The sequence below is a fragment of the Arthrobacter sp. SIMBA_036 genome, assembly GCF_046535135.1.
GTDB lineage: Bacteria > Actinomycetota > Actinomycetes > Actinomycetales > Micrococcaceae > Arthrobacter.
On record NZ_JAWRXG010000006.1, the window covers coordinates 61,035 to 77,317 of the forward strand.

At 63.4% G+C, this 16,283-nt stretch carries 14 protein-coding genes and 1 riboswitch; of the genes, 10 read left to right on the forward strand and 4 right to left on the reverse strand.

What is annotated here, in order from left to right:
* Window positions 1-54 precede the first annotated feature (54 nt).
* The 4 genes from SB659_RS09830 (at window position 55) to SB659_RS09845 (ending at window position 4,183) form a co-directional block, all read left to right on the forward strand.
* Window positions 55-786: an ABC transporter ATP-binding protein gene (locus tag SB659_RS09830; RefSeq protein ID WP_410550268.1), complete on the forward strand. Its 732-nt coding sequence runs from the start codon at window positions 55-57 to the stop codon at window positions 784-786.
* Entirely contained in the window at window positions 783-2,819 is a 2,037-nt protein-coding gene (locus SB659_RS09835; protein ID WP_410550269.1) for a YhgE/Pip family protein, read from the forward strand. The genes SB659_RS09830 and SB659_RS09835 overlap by 4 nt, the downstream gene beginning before the upstream one ends.
* The gene (locus tag SB659_RS09840) at window positions 2,816-3,478 is read left to right on the forward strand and encodes a TetR/AcrR family transcriptional regulator (RefSeq protein ID WP_410550270.1); all 663 of its coding nucleotides are present in this window, start codon (window positions 2,816-2,818) and stop codon (window positions 3,476-3,478) included. Before SB659_RS09835 ends, SB659_RS09840 begins: the two co-directional genes overlap by 4 nt.
* Window positions 3,479-3,625: 147 nt before the next feature.
* Window positions 3,626-4,183, forward strand: a complete 558-nt coding sequence (locus SB659_RS09845) for a hypothetical protein (protein ID WP_410550271.1) — start codon at window positions 3,626-3,628, stop codon at window positions 4,181-4,183.
* Between the two features lie 50 nt (window positions 4,184-4,233).
* Here the strand turns inward: SB659_RS09845 and SB659_RS09850 are convergent, their stop codons facing one another.
* On the reverse strand, window positions 4,234-5,196 hold the full coding sequence (locus SB659_RS09850; RefSeq protein ID WP_410550272.1) for an EamA family transporter: 963 nt from the start codon (window positions 5,194-5,196) through the stop codon (window positions 4,234-4,236).
* Window positions 5,197-5,217: 21 nt separating this feature from the next.
* On the opposite strand from SB659_RS09850, the gene SB659_RS09855 reads away from it, so the two are divergent.
* Window positions 5,218-6,105 (forward strand): LysR family transcriptional regulator, encoded by an 888-nt coding sequence (locus SB659_RS09855; protein ID WP_284979095.1) that lies wholly within the window; start codon window positions 5,218-5,220, stop codon window positions 6,103-6,105.
* On the opposite strand, the gene SB659_RS09860 is transcribed toward SB659_RS09855, so the two are convergent.
* The 3 genes from SB659_RS09860 to SB659_RS09870 all read right to left on the reverse strand — a co-directional run bounded on the left by SB659_RS09860 (window position 6,102) and on the right by SB659_RS09870 (window position 9,142).
* The gene (locus tag SB659_RS09860) at window positions 6,102-6,626 is read right to left on the reverse strand and encodes a SixA phosphatase family protein (RefSeq protein ID WP_284975645.1); all 525 of its coding nucleotides are present in this window, start codon (window positions 6,624-6,626) and stop codon (window positions 6,102-6,104) included. The genes SB659_RS09855 and SB659_RS09860 overlap by 4 nt on opposite strands.
* A gap of 81 nt (window positions 6,627-6,707) precedes the next feature.
* Window positions 6,708-7,574 (reverse strand): winged helix-turn-helix domain-containing protein, encoded by an 867-nt coding sequence (locus tag SB659_RS09865; RefSeq protein WP_284979096.1) that lies wholly within the window; start codon window positions 7,572-7,574, stop codon window positions 6,708-6,710.
* A 614-nt stretch (window positions 7,575-8,188) separates the two neighbouring features.
* Window positions 8,189-9,142, reverse strand: coding sequence for a hypothetical protein (locus tag SB659_RS09870; protein ID WP_410550273.1), 954 nt, complete (start codon window positions 9,140-9,142; stop codon window positions 8,189-8,191).
* A 201-nt stretch (window positions 9,143-9,343) separates the two neighbouring features.
* Between SB659_RS09870 and SB659_RS09875 the strand changes: the two genes are divergently transcribed.
* From SB659_RS09875 to SB659_RS09895, 5 genes are all read left to right on the forward strand, one after another.
* Entirely contained in the window at window positions 9,344-10,084 is a 741-nt protein-coding gene (locus tag SB659_RS09875; RefSeq protein WP_284975648.1) for a response regulator transcription factor, read from the forward strand.
* A gap of 3 nt (window positions 10,085-10,087) precedes the next feature.
* Window positions 10,088-11,581, forward strand: coding sequence for an ATP-binding protein (locus tag SB659_RS09880; RefSeq protein ID WP_410550274.1), 1,494 nt, complete (start codon window positions 10,088-10,090; stop codon window positions 11,579-11,581).
* Window positions 11,582-11,689: 108 nt separating this feature from the next.
* Window positions 11,690-11,873: riboswitch (cyclic di-AMP (ydaO/yuaA leader) on the forward strand.
* 4 nt (window positions 11,874-11,877) lie between these two features.
* On the forward strand, window positions 11,878-12,756 hold the full coding sequence (locus SB659_RS09885; RefSeq protein ID WP_284979099.1) for a hypothetical protein: 879 nt from the start codon (window positions 11,878-11,880) through the stop codon (window positions 12,754-12,756).
* Window positions 12,757-12,927: 171 nt separating this feature from the next.
* Window positions 12,928-14,256, forward strand: coding sequence for a glycosyltransferase (locus SB659_RS09890; RefSeq protein ID WP_284979100.1), 1,329 nt, complete (start codon window positions 12,928-12,930; stop codon window positions 14,254-14,256).
* Window positions 14,253-16,283, forward strand: coding sequence for a glycosyltransferase family 39 protein (locus SB659_RS09895; protein ID WP_410550275.1), 2,031 nt, complete (start codon window positions 14,253-14,255; stop codon window positions 16,281-16,283). Before SB659_RS09890 ends, SB659_RS09895 begins: the two co-directional genes overlap by 4 nt.

Below are 16,283 nucleotides of genomic sequence, written 5' to 3' on the forward strand. Positions count from 1 at the left end.
CCAGTCAGTTCAGTTAGACTTTCAGCAGACACCATTTCTGCGAAAGGCTTCATTGTGCTGTCCGTACAGCAACTCCAGATCACGGGCCGCCGGGGAGACCTCCTTCCAGCTACCTCCCTCCAAGTCCATCGTGGCGAACTCCTCCTCATCTCCGGCGAGGGGCAGGACCAGCGGACCGCGCTGGCACTGGCCCTGAGCGGCCGCATGAAGCCCAGCAACGGGGCGCTGAGCTGGGATAACAAGACCGCAACCAAGAAGATCCGGCTTGCAAGCGCACTGGTGGACTCTCCTGGCGTGAATGAGCCTGAGCAACACCTCAGCGTGCGGGACCTCGTGACCGAAGATCTCTCCCTGATACCCCGCCGCTACCGGGGCGCGCTGTTGAGCAAGCCGTGGTTGAAGGTCCACAGCTTCGAAGACATCGCAGGGCTCTGGATCGAACAAGTTCCGCCCGCGCGTCGGCTGGAGCTACTCACTGCCCTCGCACTGGCAGATCCCGCCACGGACCTCTTGGTGGTGGACTCCCCCGACCGGCACAGCGCCAACCCCACCACCTGGTTGCCCCGGCTTGAGGCTTTGGCGGCCGACGCCGGGCGGCCGCTCGCCGTCGTCGCCGTCGTCGCCTCCTTGCCCGAGAGCTGGGCCGGTGCAGCCGCGGTGATCGGCAACTCGGTGATCCACGCTCCTGAGCCGGAACCTGAGCCCGCCGAGATACCTGAAACCGAACCGGCAAACGAACGTTCAAATGAACGCGAATCCCAAGAACTCCAAAGGATTGAAAAGTGACTGTTCTGCGGCTGGCCCGCTCCGAACTCAAGCGTATGACCGGCGGGCTTTTGCCCAAGCTGACGATCCTTGCGCTGACCATGGTGCCGTTGTTGTACGGCGCCGTGTACCTCTACGCCAACTGGGACCCTTACGGCAACCTGGACCATATTGATGCCGCGCTGGTCGTCGAAGATTCCGGTGCCACGTCAGCGAACGGAACCCAACTCCAGGCGGGCAAGAAGGTAGCGGACAGCCTGGTTGAGGGCCACGTTTTCAATTGGAAGCAGGTCTCCAGCGCGGCCGAGGCCGACGCCGGCGTCCGTACCGGCGAATACGCCTTCGCCCTGCGCATTCCTAAGGACTTCTCGGCGAACCTCGTCTCCCCCGGTAGTTTCGACGCCGCCAACCAGGCCATGCTCCACGTGACCACCAACGATGCCAACAACTACCTGTTGAGCACCATCGTGGACAAGCTGACCACGGCCGTCCACTCAACCGTGGCCAAGGAAGTGGGCGAGGAAACAGCCAACCAGCTCCTCACGGGGTTTGGCACCATTCATTCCTCCATCGTCAAGGCCGCGGACGGGGCATCGGACCTGGCCACCGGCGTCGGGCAACTCAGCGATGGAGCGGCGACGCTGCACAACGGCACCAGCCAGCTTGTCACCGGAGCCGATCAGTTGGTGGCCGGCCAGACCCGGCTCCGTGACGGCGCCAACCAGCTCAACAGCGGTGCTGGCCAGTTGAGCTCCGGGCTCAACCAGCTCAAAAGCAAAACCGCTGCCCTCCCCGCACAGTCCCAACAGCTCGCAGCTGGAGCAGCCCAGGTTGCCGCCGGAAACGCCGAGTTGAACACCAAGGTCCAAGACGTTGCGGCGCAACTTGACGCTGCCGACAAGGGCCTGCGCGTGCGGCTGGTCCAGTCCAACGCGCAGCTCGTCGCCTCCGGCGTGTTGACCCAAGCTCAAGCCGACAAGGTGATGGCGGACTTCGATGCTGCCGCCGCCTCCACCCCGGTCACGGACGCCAAGGCGAAGCTTTCCGGTGACGCTGCCAAGATCCAGCAACTCTCGGACGGCTCAGCTGCCGTCAGCGCCGGAGCCGCCCAGCTCGCAGGTGCGACGCCGGCCCTGACCGATGCCATCTCGCAAGCCGCTGCCGGGGCCGGCCAAGTGAGCAGCGGAGCGGCCACCCTCGCTGCCGGCCAGCAGACAGCACTGGACGGCGCCGCCAAGCTCGACGACGGCGCCCACCAGCTCGATACCGGCGCTGCACAGCTGGCTTCCGGCGCTTCCACAGCGTCCGACGGCGCCCACACCTTGGCCTCGGAACTCGCCAAGGGCGCCGGCCAAGTCCCGAATCCCAACGATGCGCAGAAGAGCAGCGTCTCCAAGGTCATTGCCGATCCCGTAGCAGTGGATAACGTTTCGCAGGCCAAGGCTGGCTCCTATGGTGCCGGGCTTGCTCCCTTCTTCATGACGTTGGCACTCTGGATCGGCGTCTTCATGTTGGTCCAAGCCATGCGCCCCATCACCCAACGGGCACTTGCCTCGAACGCGGCGTCCTGGAAAATCGCCGTCGGAGGCTGGCTGCCGTTCTTCGTAGTGTCAGTCGTCCAGGCAAGCATCCTCACTCTTGTAGTGGACCTCGGCCTCGGCTTGAAGCCCTCGCATCCGATCGGGATGTGGCTCTTCATGCTGGCTGCAGTGATGGCCTTCAGCGCTATCATCCAAGGCATCGTGGCGCTCATGGGGACCCCCGGGAAGTTCGTGGTCCTGGTCCTGTTGGTCCTCCAGCTTGTGTCCTCCGGAGGCACCTTCCCTTGGCAGACCACACCGATGCCGCTCCACGTGGTGCATGAGGTCTTGCCTATGGGCTACGTGGTGACCGGCATGAGACACCTGATCTACGGCGGGGAGCTCAGCATGATCTGGCCCACCGTACTGGGCTTGGTTGGTTACACTTTGCTGGGAGCGGCGTTGTCAACGCTCGCAGTCCGCAAACATAAGGTGTGGACCCTCAAGACCCTGAAACCGGAGATCGCAGTATGAGCACCACCGAGCCGGTCGCTACGGATTCGACGTCGGATTCAACCGCCGGTTCCGCTTCCGGGAGCAAGAAGCTCCGGCCGGAACGAACCAATGCCACCAAGCAGCGCTTGTTCGAGGCCTCCATGGACCTTATTGGGGAGCGCGGCGCGGCCGGCGTTACCGTGGACGAAATCGCCGCAGCCGCTGGCGTATCCAAAGGCACCGTCTACTACAACTTCGGCAGCAAATCTGACCTGATCGCGCAGCTGCTGCGCCACGGGGTGGACATTATGCTCGCGCGACTCCAAGCCATTGAAGGCCAGACGAATGACCCCTTGGAATCGATGACGAACATGGTGGACCAAGCCATGGTCTTCATGGACAAGTATCCGTCCTTCGCCCGGCTTTGGGTGAGCGAGAACTGGCGTATGCCCGGCGAGTGGAGCTCCGTGTTCACAGAGCTACGGGCTGAGCTTTTGGCAGTCATTGGCGCGGCAGTGGAGCGCGTGGCAGCGGGATACCAGGTGGACACAAGCATCGCCCGGGGCAGCCTTGAAGCCGCGATTTTCGGAGCCATCTTCGTGGTGGGCCTGGACCGCCAGACCTACAACCCCGAAAGGTCGCGCGAGCAATGCGTCGCGGCGGTCATGACCATCATGCACGGGTACGTGATCAAGTAGCCCGCCCTACACTCACGTTGCGAGGCCCGCTCTGCGGGGTATCGGGCACTCCTAGCCTGCAGAGCGGGCCCCGCAACGGTATCCAACTGCAATCTACGACGGCGTGGCGCGGCGCCGCCGTCGTAGATGATTAACCTCATGCGTCACATGGGGAACAGCGGAAAGCTTGCGGTAGTGGCCGCGTTCGTGTCACTTGGTCTCCTGGCGCTGGCCGCCACTCTGCTCGAAGAAGTGCTCCTATACCTCTTCTTGGCCGCCGTTGCGGTCTGCTACCTGGCCTCGATGGTGCAGGTCTTCAACCGGCGGCGGTACGTCATCGTTTTTCTCGGCGCGGCCGGAACCAGCTTGTTCATCGGTTTCACCATTGCATTCCTGCGCATATGGGGGCTGGCCTTCAGGCAGGACGGGGACGCGATGGGGAGCGCCGTGAGCAGCACGGACTCCGACATCTACTTCTACTTGGCGGCCCTGGCAGGCTGCGGAACCCTGGCTCTGATGTTCCTTGGGGCCGTGCTGCCATCGTTCGGTTCGCGCGCCGCTGCTGCCCCCAAAAGGGCCGTCCCTGCGGCCAAGCGAACGCCCGCTGCCCGCAAGCCCGCCGCACGCTCGACGTCGGGCAAGTCAACGACGTCGGGCAAGTCCCCGACGTCGTCCAGGCCCACCAATCGGCCCGCAACTCCACGTAAGACAGCCTCCAAACGCTAACCGGCCTCCCCACCCACTTGCGGGGCCCGCTCTGCAGGCTTCGCGGGCTTCTATGGGTGCAAAGCGGGCCTCACAACGGGGGCGGCGGGCCGGTTTCGGGTGCCGCCCAGAACCGCGGTGGCTACGCCTAGAAGCAAAATCAGGCCGCCGGCGATTTCAGGCAGCGACGGAACTTCGTTGAGGACCAGCCACGCGGCAGTCATCCCCACCACCGGAACCAGCAGCGTGAAAGGCACGACGTCGGAGCTCGGGTAGAGCGTCAGAAGACGATTCCAAATCCCATAACCCACCAACGAGGCGAAAACGGCCGTGTAGACGGCGCTGAGAATAGTCGCAGGCTGCAGATCGGACACAGTTGCCCATACCGTGTCCGGCCCATCAACCATCAGCGACAGCCCAGCCAACGGAAGCGGCACTACGGCACCGGACCAGACCACCAAGCCCAGCCCGGAAGCTGCCTTGGTGCGGCGCGCGATCACATTACCCACAGCCCAGGACAATGCGGCAGCCAACACGATCATCAGCGGCACCACGGGAGCCACCGCGCTCCGCCCCAGCGCCACCACGCCCAGCCCCGCAATGCCGAGAACCACGCCGGTCAGTTGCTTGCGGCTTGGCCGTTCGTCGAGGACACGCGCGGCAAGGAGAACCGTGAAAAGCACCTGCGCCTGAAGCACCAAGGACGCGAGCCCGGCCGGCATGCCCAAAGCCATTCCCAGATACAACAGGCCAAATTGTCCGGCGCTCATGAAAAGTCCGACGCCGGCAATCGCCTTCCAGCCCACGTCGGGCTTCCTGACGAAAAAGATGAACGGGAAGACGACCAACAAGAAGCGCAGGGCAACGAACAACAGGGGCGGTACCTCATGGCCCTGCGGGTGCAGGCCAAGGTCGATGGCGACGAAGTTAGCGCCCCAGAGGACGGCGACTAGAACAGCGAGGAAAGAGTGGCGAATGGTCACGAGTCCACTCTGACGCGTTAGGCGATGAAGCACCAGCATTGAATTCAGCATCGAACAATGTAGATTTGCTTCATGATCGATATCATGGCGCTGCGCGCCCTTGTGGCCGTGGAGCAGCACGGCTCCGTGGTGGCCGCCTCGGAGGTGATGGGCTACAGCCCCTCGGCAGTGTCGCAGCAAATCAAGAAGCTGGAGAAGCAAGCCGGAGTTGCCGTTTTGGAACGGAACGGCCGCGGCGTCCTGCTCACGGAGAAGGGTGTTGCGTTGGCCGGATATGGCCGTCGCATCATGGGGGAACTGGAGGAATTGCAGGCAACGCTGCTCGCAGATCCAGCCAAGCCCGCAGGCCTTCTGCGGCTCGTCGCCTTCTCGACTGCATGCCGGGGTCTGGTAGGGCCCGTGCTCGGACGTATCGCAGAATCACATCCGGACTTGGAAGTCACCGTGCTTGCCGAAGATCCCCGCGAGGCCGTCCAACGGGTAGCCTCTGGCGAAGCAGAGCTTGCCGTAGTGCACAACTGGAATTCCGTACCCCTGGTGATTCCGGAGAACCTGGTCCACGAGGACCTCTGCGTAGACCAGGCCGATGTCATCGTGAACACCGCGCACGCACTCGCCGGCCGAACCGCCGTCGAGCCTGGAGACCTGCTGAACGAAACCTGGATCAGCACCCCCGCCGGTGCCATCTGCAACGAAGCGCTACTTCTGATTTTCGCTGGGCTTGGCCGTGTGCCTGACATTCGAATCTACGATCCCGACTTTTCCACCCATATCGCCATGGTGGAACAGGGTGTGGCCGTGGCGCTCGTTCCGCGGCTTGGCCGCCCGGCCCTGCCGTCCAACGTCGTCGCTGTTCCAGTGATCAACCCAGTCCAACAACGTTCCGTAGGCATCGTGTACAGGAAGACGATGGCACAGAGCCCGAATATCCGGCTGGCCATTGAGCTGCTGCGGGGCTAGGGACGTGGCACTTTGAAATGCGTCAGGCGAGCGTCCTGCCCGTCCAGTTCCGCCCAAGGCTTCTCGGTTTCCATGACCGTCAGCGCGCTCGTGGGGTAATGGGAAGCAGCATCCATGTAGGCGTCGTGATCTGATTCCCGGGACGCCAGGTGCATGGCCAAGTCCTGCACGCCGGGCATGTGCGAAATCACCATCAGGGTGGTCACCGTCTCCGGAACGTGGTTGAGTACCGCCAACATACGGTTCGCGGAGGCTGAGTACAGGCCATCCTCGAGTTTCGGCGTCGGAGCCTTATCGCCCAGTTCGCTGCACACCCACGTGCACGTTTGCCGGGTTCTGAGCGCCGAAGAGCAGAGAATGAAGTCCGGGACAACGCCGTGCTTGAGCAACCACTTCCCGGCCAGGGGCGCTTCCCGGTGGCCGCGCTCCTCCAAAGGACGGTCATGGTCGGGCACCCCTGTGGGCCAGTCCGCCTTCGCATGGCGCATGATCACCAAGCGCTTGATGTGGTGGTCGCTCATCCTCCAACCCTATAACCGCGAAGGCACAAGCAACGCAGAAGCGCCCGCCCCTTCTGGGGACGGGCGCTATCGCAGTGAAAGCTAGATGGAGTATTCCGGAGCAGCCCAGACAATGACTTCGGGGTGCTCGTAGAACCGGTAACCCTGGCCGCGGACGGTGCGCACAGTGTTTGCCAAACGTCCCAACTTGGAGCGGAGCCGGCGAATGTGAACGTCGATGGTGCGCTCGTTCGGCACCTCTTCGGCGTTGCGCCACAGGCCTTCAAGCAGTTCATCGCGGCCCACGGTGCGGGTCCCGTTTTCGACGAGGTAGTTAAGGAGTTCGAATTCCTTGAAGGTCAGATTCAGCGATTCGCCGTCCAAGTGCACTTCGCGGCGGGCAAGGTCGATCAGCACGCCGGACGGGCGGGCCTCCTGCTGCGGGGCCGGGCGGGATGCCTCCGAGCGCTGCCGGGTGGCCACGGTTGGGTCACCGAACGTGGAACGGACGACGTCGAGTGCGGACCCTGGCGCGCCGGCCGGGGCAACCGCGACGGCTGCGTAGCTTTCGGCTCCCGACACGAGGGACTGCGCGTAGGCCCGAATTTCCTGGGCGAGCTTGGCAATGGACGTCCCCGCTGCAGCGGCAGTCTCCTCGTCAATACCCATGTAGAGGACAAAGCCACGGGCCACGGTGTCGTTGGCAACCGGGCGCAGCCTGTCAGACTGAGCGATCACTGGAGTGGGCGCCGTCATGGGAGCGGGCTCACTTGCCGGGACGGCGCGCAGTTGTCCATACGAGTTGGGGTTGTAGCCCTGCGGAACGTAACCGGGGGCCTGCTGACCGGAGCCCTGCGGGGCGGGAGCGTAGGCCGGGCGGTTACCAAAACCGGGGCGAAGCCCTGCGTTCGATGCAGCCTTGTTGGCGTTACGGACGGAGATGTGGACGTATCCAGATGCAACTGACATGGAGTGCTTACCTCAAAGTGAATAGCCGTCATCGCGGCTTCGAATGCTGGTTTGTCCCCGCACTGATTCTGGGGATGGCGCCCATCGCTGGGCTGGGGGGCGAATGCCTGAAACTTTTTGGGGTGGAAAGTTAGGCTTGCATTCGACAACAGCGGGTCTCGTCGCCAGCGGGTGCGCTGGGCCAGATTGCTGCGGCTGCAGGTGCTGTTGAGTTCTTGTTCACATTGGAAGTGTGCAACGTAACAATGGCAACACGCAAGTAACAAAGCGTGAAAACGTCCACATTTTGAGACTCGGAGGTCTAGTGTGCTCTAAATCACCATTCAGCCAGACCGAAGATGAGCATCCTTACATTCGTCAGGTCGACCGATTCAGACTCCTTTTTCGAACATTATTCGGATCGCTAGCGTCTGTGCGGACATCCATTTGACTGCACCCGTTCAACTCTGAATCTCACGATCTGAAACAGATGCTGCCTAATCAACGTGGGAGGCCGGAGCGCATTTTTTGCACGAGTGGGGGTCACTTGGGCTATGTTCGCCCGGCCGAAGTCCTCGCTACTCCGCTGCTCGAGGTCGCGCCGACCTCCGCCGGCACGACGCCAACCTCACCCCCTAGGAGGTTCCTTGGCCCGACGTCGTGCCTTGCCCGGATGTTGTGGCGGTGGTCAGCCTCAGGGCCGTGGCCGTGTAGGTGTCTCCGTTTTTGGTGGCTGTCACCCGGAGGGTGGAACCTACTTTGACGTCAGCCAGTGTCAGGGTGCTGGTGGTGCCGCCACGTTGCCGCGTGGCCGCACCCACAGTGGTGCTCGAGTTGAGGACGTAGGCCTTGGTATAGCCGTCCGCGCTTTTGACCGTCACGGAGGTGGCAGAGACGTCGGTGACGTCGCCAAGCTGGTCGGCCATGGTCACATAGGTGGATCCGTTGAGGATCACGTACTCCGAATGGATGGACGCCGCGAGCCCGCCTCCCAGGCCCGCGCCGTTGCCCCCGCGCAACCCCGATCCTCCCCCGGCTTGGCCAGGTCCGCCCGGGACTTGGCCTCCTCCTGGCTGACCGTTGAGTCCCGAATTCCCGTTCTGGTTCTGTGCCACGTTTGCCGCGTCCGCCGTTCCCGCTCCCCCGCCGAGGGTGTAGATCCCTGCCGCCGTTCCGGCAGCGACCACCACTGCCACGCCGGCAACCACAAGGATTCGCCGGGGAGTCCACGGCTTTGCGTCCTTACCGAAACCCGGGCGCTGGGAACCGTAGCGTTGGGGGCCCGACGGCGGCGCACCCCACCCTGCAGACGGCGCGTTGGTCTGCTGTGGGACCTGTTGCGTGGTGTCTTGCGGCGCGCTCCCCCCAGCCGACGGCGGCGCACCCCACCCCGCGGACGGGGGGCTGTAAGGGGTGTTGTGGCCCTCTTCCGGGGATGACCACGCCCATCCCGAGCCTGCGTTGGACGACCCACCCGGCGCCGGGTTTGCCGGGCCCGGGTTAACCGGTGGCTGGTTTGCCGGGCCCGGGTTAACCGGTGGCTGGTTTGCCGGGCCCGGGTTAACCGGTGGCTGGTTCTGCTCGTTCATGGTGCTCTCCATCTAGCGTGTGATCAGGAACTACGCCCAGCATCGGACGTTTGGCTGTGCGGATCCTGTGTGGCACTGAAGGCTTCCCTGTGACCTGTGGATAAGAGTGCTTCGGGGTTCCCACCTCGCTAGTCTTGAGTTCACAGCGTCCTCACAGGGCGGGCAAAGCGCGGGCAAACCCGCAGACTGGAGAGTAGTCCCATGGCCACACCGCACTCCATGACCAATAACCTCCCCCAGTTGTCCCATCCGGACGGTTCCCCCATCCGCGCCTTGGTAGTGGATGACGAGCCCAGTTTGGCCGAACTTATGAGCATGGGGCTTCGGATGGCCGGCTGGTCAGTGGCCGTCGCCGTGGACGGTCCGGACGCTGTGAAAACCGCCAAGGAATTTCGTCCGGATGTACTGGTGTTGGATGTCATGCTTCCCGGATTCGACGGCGTCGAGGCCCTCGGCCGCATCCGTGCCTTTGCCCCTGAGGTGCCGGCGTTGTTCCTGACGGCCAAGGATGCGGTTCAGGACCGCATCGTGGGCCTAGCTGCCGGCGGGGACGATTACGTGACAAAGCCTTTCAGCATGGAAGAAGTTCTCCTTCGACTTCACCGACTGATCCAGCGTTCGGGGGTCGCGGCGATGGACACGGCGGAACTGGTGGTGGGAGACCTGCGGCTGAACGTTGACACCCGCGAGGTCACCCGTGGCGGCGAGGACATTCCCCTCACCGCAACGCAGTTCGACCTGTTGCGTTACCTCATGGAAAATCCCAAAAGGGTGGTCAGCAAAGCCCAAATCCTGGACAGGGTGTGGGACTACGATTTCGGTGGCCAAGCCAACATCGTGGAACTGTACATCTCCTACCTGCGCAAGAAAATCGAAGCAAACCATCCTCCAATGATTCACACCGTGCGTGGCGCGGGGTACGTCATCAAGCCCGCGGACTAAGAATTGACCACACTCTCAGGAGTAGCCAAGACCCCGCACCGTAGCTGGCTCAATCCATCGACCTGGCATTTGCGCACCCGCTTGGTCCTCGTAGCCATGGTCCTTTTGGTCGCCATTTGCGGTGCCGTGGGGCTGGTGAGCTACGCGTCCATGGACTTGGTTTTCAATAAGCAGCTCGACATGCAGCTGGCACAAGCCTCGGGCCGCGCGAACGACTTCGGAAGGGCGCCGTCGAACTTTCCCTCGTCCGGAAGGCCTGACCCGCTGGAAGCGCGTGGCCAAGGCGCAGGAACGCTCAACGCCCGCATCAGCGGAACCACGGTCAGCAGCTCCGGGCTCATCGATGCCGGCGGCAACCGGGTGGCGTTGTCCTCCGCGGATCAGCAAGTACTTTTGTCACTCCCCCGCGGGAACCTGCCCGTGGACCGTTCGCTCTCCAACGGCGACTACCGCCTGGTCGCCGTCGAAACCCCCTACGGAGACGTGATCGTGACAGGCCTGCCGCTGGCTGACAAACAAAGCACAGAGGCTTCGCTGGTATGGACCATGGTCCTTGTGTCGTTGGGTGGCCTTGTCTTGATTGGCCTCGCAGGCACCGTGGTCATTCGACGGACCATGCGTCCGCTCGAGCAACTGGCCGACGTCGCCACCAAAGTATCCCGTCTGCCGCTCGACGCCGGTGAGGTGGCACTGGGCGTACGGGTGCCGCCTTCGGCCGCGCATCCAGGGACGGAAGTGGGCAGCGTCGGCTATGCCCTGAATCAGATGCTGGACAACGTAGCGAACGCCTTGGAAGCCCGACAGCAAAGCGAAACCAAGGTCCGCCAATTCGTCGCGGACGCTTCCCACGAACTGCGCACGCCGCTCACTGCCATCCGTGGCTACACAGAGCTGCTGCGGATGACGGAAACTTTCACCGATGACGGCCGCAAATCGTTGGCCCGCGTCCAAAGCCAGTCGGAGCGCATGACCACGCTGGTAGAGGACCTGCTGCTGCTGGCCCGCTTGGATGAGGGACAACCCCTGCATGTCACCGATGTGGACCTCACGCAGTTGGTCATTGAGACCGTCAATGACGAGAAAGTCATGGCACCGGACCATCACTGGCAACTGCGGCTTCCCGATGAACCGATCTCCGTCCGGGGAGATGCGACGCAACTGCATCAGGTGATGGCCAATTTGCTCTCGAACGCCCGCAAACATACCGATCAGGGCACTACCGTGGTGACCGGTGTATCGCTTTCGGCAGACGGCAGCGCCGTGGTCTCCGTGACGGACAACGGCCCTGGCATACCCGAGGACTTTCAACGCCGCATCTTCTCGAGGTTTGCCCGTGCAGACGCTGCCAGGTCGGGGTCCGAAGGTACCTCGGGGCTGGGTCTGTCCATCGTCGAGTCCATAGTCCGAGCACATGGGGGGAACGTGGAAGTGACATCCCGTCCGGGACGGACGGAGTTCGCCTTGCGTCTTCCGTCAATGAACACCGGACTGACGTAACGAAACGAGCAAGCCGACTCTCCGCAATCGTGATCTCTGTTACCTAAATGTGACTTTGGGCGAAGGGTCCTGTACCGTCGAAAGGGTGGGTCGCTCCAACTGGCCCACTTCCGGGATGCGCCGAGCTCTGCCACTTCCCGGAGTCCGTTCTTCTTTGAGGCAGAGACGGGGGACCCAGAGTCTCCGGGCCAGGCCTAGTGCCGGCCCTTGGGGTGAAGCCGCAGCGTGATGCGCGGCCGGATGACCTCATCCGAACCCGACAGCTAACTCCGCAGGCGCTGAGAGGCAATCAAACCATGTCTGAATTTAACGATCAGGCGCGCCCTTCCGCGCGCCACCGTGACGAACACAGCACACCCCTGACCAAGTCGCAGTCCGTCCTAAAGAACGCTGCCCGCCGGGGTAAAAGCGGCTACCGCATGTCGGTAGTGGCCGGCGTTATCGCCGCAGGGCTGGGTGTTGCATCGCTGGGCCAGGCCGCGAATGCGGCGTTCACTCTTCCTGAAATGAGCAAGGCAGCGGAGACCCAGTCGTCCGCACAGTCTGACAGCAAGGCTAAGGACGCTGTGGCACAAGCTGTAGCAAAGGCCGACGCCGCCAGGCAGGCCGCTGCAGACAAGGCCGCTGCAGACAAGGCCGCTGCAGACAAGGCAGCAGCTGACAAGGCTGCGGCAGATAAGGCAGCAGCGGACAAAGCTGCTGCCGACCAAGCAGCAGCAGCGAAAGCAGCAGCTGACAAGGCCGCTGCGGACCAAGCCGCTGCCGCACAAAAAGCTGCTGCCGATGCTGCCGCCAAGCAGGCGGCTGACGCTGCCGCCGCCAAGACCGCTGCTGCCGCGCAGGCTGCCGCCACCCCCGTGGCTGTAGACGATCCTGCCGGCGCCAAGGCCTATGCAGCAAGCATTCTCTCCAGCTACGGCTGGAGCCAGGGCGAAATGACCGCCTTGGACGCCCTGTGGGAAAGGGAATCAGGATGGCGGACCACCGCGACCAACGCTTCCAGCGGTGCCTACGGCATTGTCCAGTCCCTTCCCGCTTCCAAGATGGCTACTGCCGGCGCTGACTGGCAGACCAACTACCAGACCCAAATCAAGTGGGGGCTGGACTACATCAAGCAACGCTACGGCTCCCCCTCGGCTGCCCTCGCGTTCCACTTGGCCAATAACTGGTACTAAACCACCACGGCTAACCATCGCCGCACTGGCCCTGATTGCCGCACTGTCCCTGCATGTCCACTACAGCATCCGCTGCAGTAGGCACTGGGGACGGTGCGGCAATTCCGGTTTCACAGTCACATCACAGCTTCCGCCTAAAGCACTCATACGAGGCTGCCCCACGCTGGATACATGACGCTCACAGATCCGGCAACAGGCGCACCACCAAGCCCACGTCAATGGGACCCGGCATCCTCCGCTGTACCGCTTGCGCAAGCGCGGCGCTCTCCGGTTGATACCCACACCGCCGTTCCGGTCCTTGACGTGACAATCCCGGTCCACAACGAGGAAAGCGACGTTGAAGCCTGCCTCCGCAGGCTGCACGCGCACCTTGCGGACACGTTCCCCCACAGCTTCCGCATCACCGTGGCCGATAACGCAAGCACGGACAACACCCTCCGGATCGCGGAAAGACTTGGCCGGGAAATCCCGGAAATCGCGGTGATGCGATTCGAGGAAAAAGGCCGTGGAAACGCGCTGCGGCAAGTATGGCTGGCTTCGCCCTCGCCGGTCTTGGCCTACATGGACGTCGACCTCTCCACCGACCTGGCCGCCCTTGCCCCGCTCCTTGCGCCCCTCATTTCGGGTCATTCAGACCTCGCCATCGGCACCCGCCTTGCCCGCAACTCCCGGGTGGTCCGCGGTCCCAAAAGGGAATTCGTCTCCCGCAGCTACAACATGCTGCTGCACACCTTGATGGGGGCCCGCTTCTCCGATGCGCAATGTGGCTTCAAAGCCATCCGCGCAGACGTTGCCCATCGGCTGCTCCCGCACACCTTGGATAACGCGTGGTTCTTCGACACCGAATTGCTGGTAGTAGCCGAGCGTTGCGGCCTCCGGGTCCATGAAGTCCCGGTTGACTGGACGGACGACCCCAACTCGAGTGTCGACGTCGTACGTACCGCTTTAGCCGACCTTCAAGGGATGGCGCGCCTCACGCGTGACCTGGTGACCGGGCGAATCCCGGTCCCCGAGCTCCGCGCCGCATTAGCCCGCGGCCCGCTCCCCGCTTCCTCGCGAACTGCCGAGCTGACGCCAAAAAGCAGCCTCTTCGGCCAACTGGTCCGGTTTGGCGCGATCGGCGCCGCTTCCACTGTGGCGTACTTGGCAATTTTCCTCTTTTGCCGAGGTTTCATGGACCCGCAGCTCGCCAACTTCCTGGCGCTCCTGATCACAGCGATCGCCAACACGGCCGCCAACCGGCGCTTCACCTTCGGCATCCAAGGCGGCAACCCTGCCCGGCATCACTTTGAAGGCCTGATTGTCTTTGGCATCGGGCTGGCCCTCACCTCCGGAGCGCTTGCCTTAGTGCACGGAACCACGACGCCGACCGCTTGGGTGGAGGTGGGCACCGTCGTGGCTGCCAACCTCCTCGCGACGGCCGCACGGTTCCTGCTGTTCCGCCTCTGGGTCTTCCGTAAGCCAACCACCGAATCAGTCGCCGAGGAGTCCGCATCATGAGCACCGCCCTGATTTCGCCGCAAGTCCAAGCCACTCCCGCTAAAGCCGGCGGCGACCACACCCGGTGGGAGCGTATCGCCTTTGGCGGTCAGCCCCGTTGGGTCCGGCCGTCCGCCGCAGGCCTGCTCGTAGCCACCGCGTTCCTGTACCTGTGGAACCTCGCCGCCAGCGGTTACGGCAACTCGTTCTACGCCGCAGCCGTACAAGCCGGTACCAAAAGCTGGACTGCGTTGCTTTTCGGTTCGCTCGACGCCGGCAATGCCATTACCGTGGACAAGCCGCCGGCGTCGTTATGGATCCCGGCACTGGTGGGTCGCGTCTTTGGCTTTTCCCCCGCAAGCATGTTGGTGCCGCAGGCACTCATGGGAGTTGCCGCCGTCGGCTTCCTTTATCTGGCCGTCAAACGCGTGACCGGGCCGGCAGCAGGGCTGATCGCAGGAGCCGCCTTGGCTCTGACACCGGTTGCAGCACTGATGTTCCGGTTCAACAATCCCGACGCCATGCTCACCCTTTGCTTGGTTCTGGCGGCCTACCTGACCACCCGGGCCATCGAAAAGGCCGGCTGGAAGTGGCTCGCGGCCGCTGGCGCCGTCATCGGCATGGCATTCCTGAGCAAGATGCTGCAGGGCTTCTTGATCGTTCCGGGCCTTGCTCTGGCGTACGTGTGGGCCGCTCCTACCACCCTGCGGAACAGAATCCTCCACTTACTCGGCGCAGCGGGCGGCATCGTGGTGGTCGCAGGGACTTACATCGCACTCTTCCAACTGACTCCAGCTTCCGCTCGGCCGTATATGGCGGGCTCTGAAACCAATAGCTTCCTGGAGCTCACATTTGGCTACAACGGCCTGGGCAGGATCACCGGCTCGGGCGACGGCGGCGCAGGCGGCGGTGCGGCAGGCGGCGGCCCCGGGGGCGGTGGTTTCGGCGCGGGCGCTGGCGGCGGGGGGAACACCGGTTTCGGTGGAGTTGCCGGCATAGGCCGCATGTTCGGCACGAGCTTTGGCGGCGAAGTCTCCTGGCTCCTGCCTGCTGCCCTGATCTTGCTGGCGGCTGGGTTTTGGTTCACCCGCCGCGAGCACAGGACATCACGCAGTAGGGCTGCCCTGTTGATGTGGGGCGGCTGGTTGCTGGTCACTGCAGGGATTTTCAGCTTCATGACGGGCATCATCCATCCGTACTATGCAGTGGCCTTGGCTCCAGCCATCGCCGCACTGATCGGCATAGGGAGCGTTGAACTCTGGCGTGGACGCTCCTTCTGGGCCGCCCGGATAACGCTGTCCGTTGTTTTGTTGGGCAGCGCCCTGTGGTCCGCAGTGCTGCTGGGTCGCGACGCTTCCTGGATGCCATGGCTGAGGGTTGCCGTGGTGGTGCTGGGCGTACTGGCTGCCGCGGGGCTCCTGCTCCGGGTGGATACGATGCGGCTACGCGGTGGAACCAACCGCTGGGCGCAACGGGTTCCGGCAGCCGCCGTCGTCATCATTTCGCTCCTGGCGGGCGGCCTGGGCACTACCGCCTGGACTCTTGCTACCGCCGCAACACCACACACGGGCTCAATCCCGATGTCCGGACCCTCCGGTGCCCAAAACGGCGCCTTCGGTGGCCGCGCCGGATTTGGTGGCATCGCCCGGGATGGTTTGGGCGACGCCGCCGCGTTCCCCGGCGGCCAGGCCGGCCCGGGTGGCGAAGGCACCGCCAACGCGGATCTGGCAACACTCTTGAAGTCCACCAACACCAAATGGTCGGCGATCGTTTCAGGAGCGAGCCAAGCAGCGAGCTTGGAACTGGCATCGGACACCAGCGTGATCGCACTGGGTGGTTGGAATGGCGGCGACCCCTACCCAACATTGGCCGAATTCCAGGACATGGTGAATAAAGGCCAAATCAGTTACTTCATCTCCGGCGGTGGCGCCGGTGGTGGTGGGGGCTTTGGCGGCCGTGGCGGCAACTCCGAGGTAGCGACTTGGGTAGCCGCGAACTACACCGCCCAAACTGTTGGCAACTCCACCGTTTACAAGTTGGTGGGCTAA

Bases quoted from the DNA above. Each gene is read 5' to 3' on its own strand.
- SB659_RS09840 (WP_410550270.1), top strand. From the start codon at position 2,816: ATGAGCACCACCGAGCCGGTCGCTACGGATTCGACGTCGGATTCAACC.
- SB659_RS09845 (WP_410550271.1), top strand. From the start codon at position 3,626: ATGGGGAACAGCGGAAAGCTTGCGGTAGTGGCCGCGTTCGTGTCACTT.
- SB659_RS09850 (WP_410550272.1), bottom strand. From the start codon at position 5,196: ATGCTGAATTCAATGCTGGTGCTTCATCGCCTAACGCGTCAGAGTGGA.
- SB659_RS09855 (WP_284979095.1), top strand. From the start codon at position 5,218: ATGATCGATATCATGGCGCTGCGCGCCCTTGTGGCCGTGGAGCAGCAC.
- SB659_RS09860 (WP_284975645.1), bottom strand. From the start codon at position 6,626: ATGAGCGACCACCACATCAAGCGCTTGGTGATCATGCGCCATGCGAAG.
- SB659_RS09865 (WP_284979096.1), bottom strand. From the start codon at position 7,574: ATGTCAGTTGCATCTGGATACGTCCACATCTCCGTCCGTAACGCCAAC.
- SB659_RS09870 (WP_410550273.1), bottom strand. From the start codon at position 9,142: ATGAACGAGCAGAACCAGCCACCGGTTAACCCGGGCCCGGCAAACCAG.
- SB659_RS09875 (WP_284975648.1), top strand. From the start codon at position 9,344: ATGGCCACACCGCACTCCATGACCAATAACCTCCCCCAGTTGTCCCAT.
- SB659_RS09885 (WP_284979099.1), top strand. From the start codon at position 11,878: ATGTCTGAATTTAACGATCAGGCGCGCCCTTCCGCGCGCCACCGTGAC.
- SB659_RS09890 (WP_284979100.1), top strand. From the start codon at position 12,928: ATGACGCTCACAGATCCGGCAACAGGCGCACCACCAAGCCCACGTCAA.
- SB659_RS09895 (WP_410550275.1), top strand. From the start codon at position 14,253: ATGAGCACCGCCCTGATTTCGCCGCAAGTCCAAGCCACTCCCGCTAAA.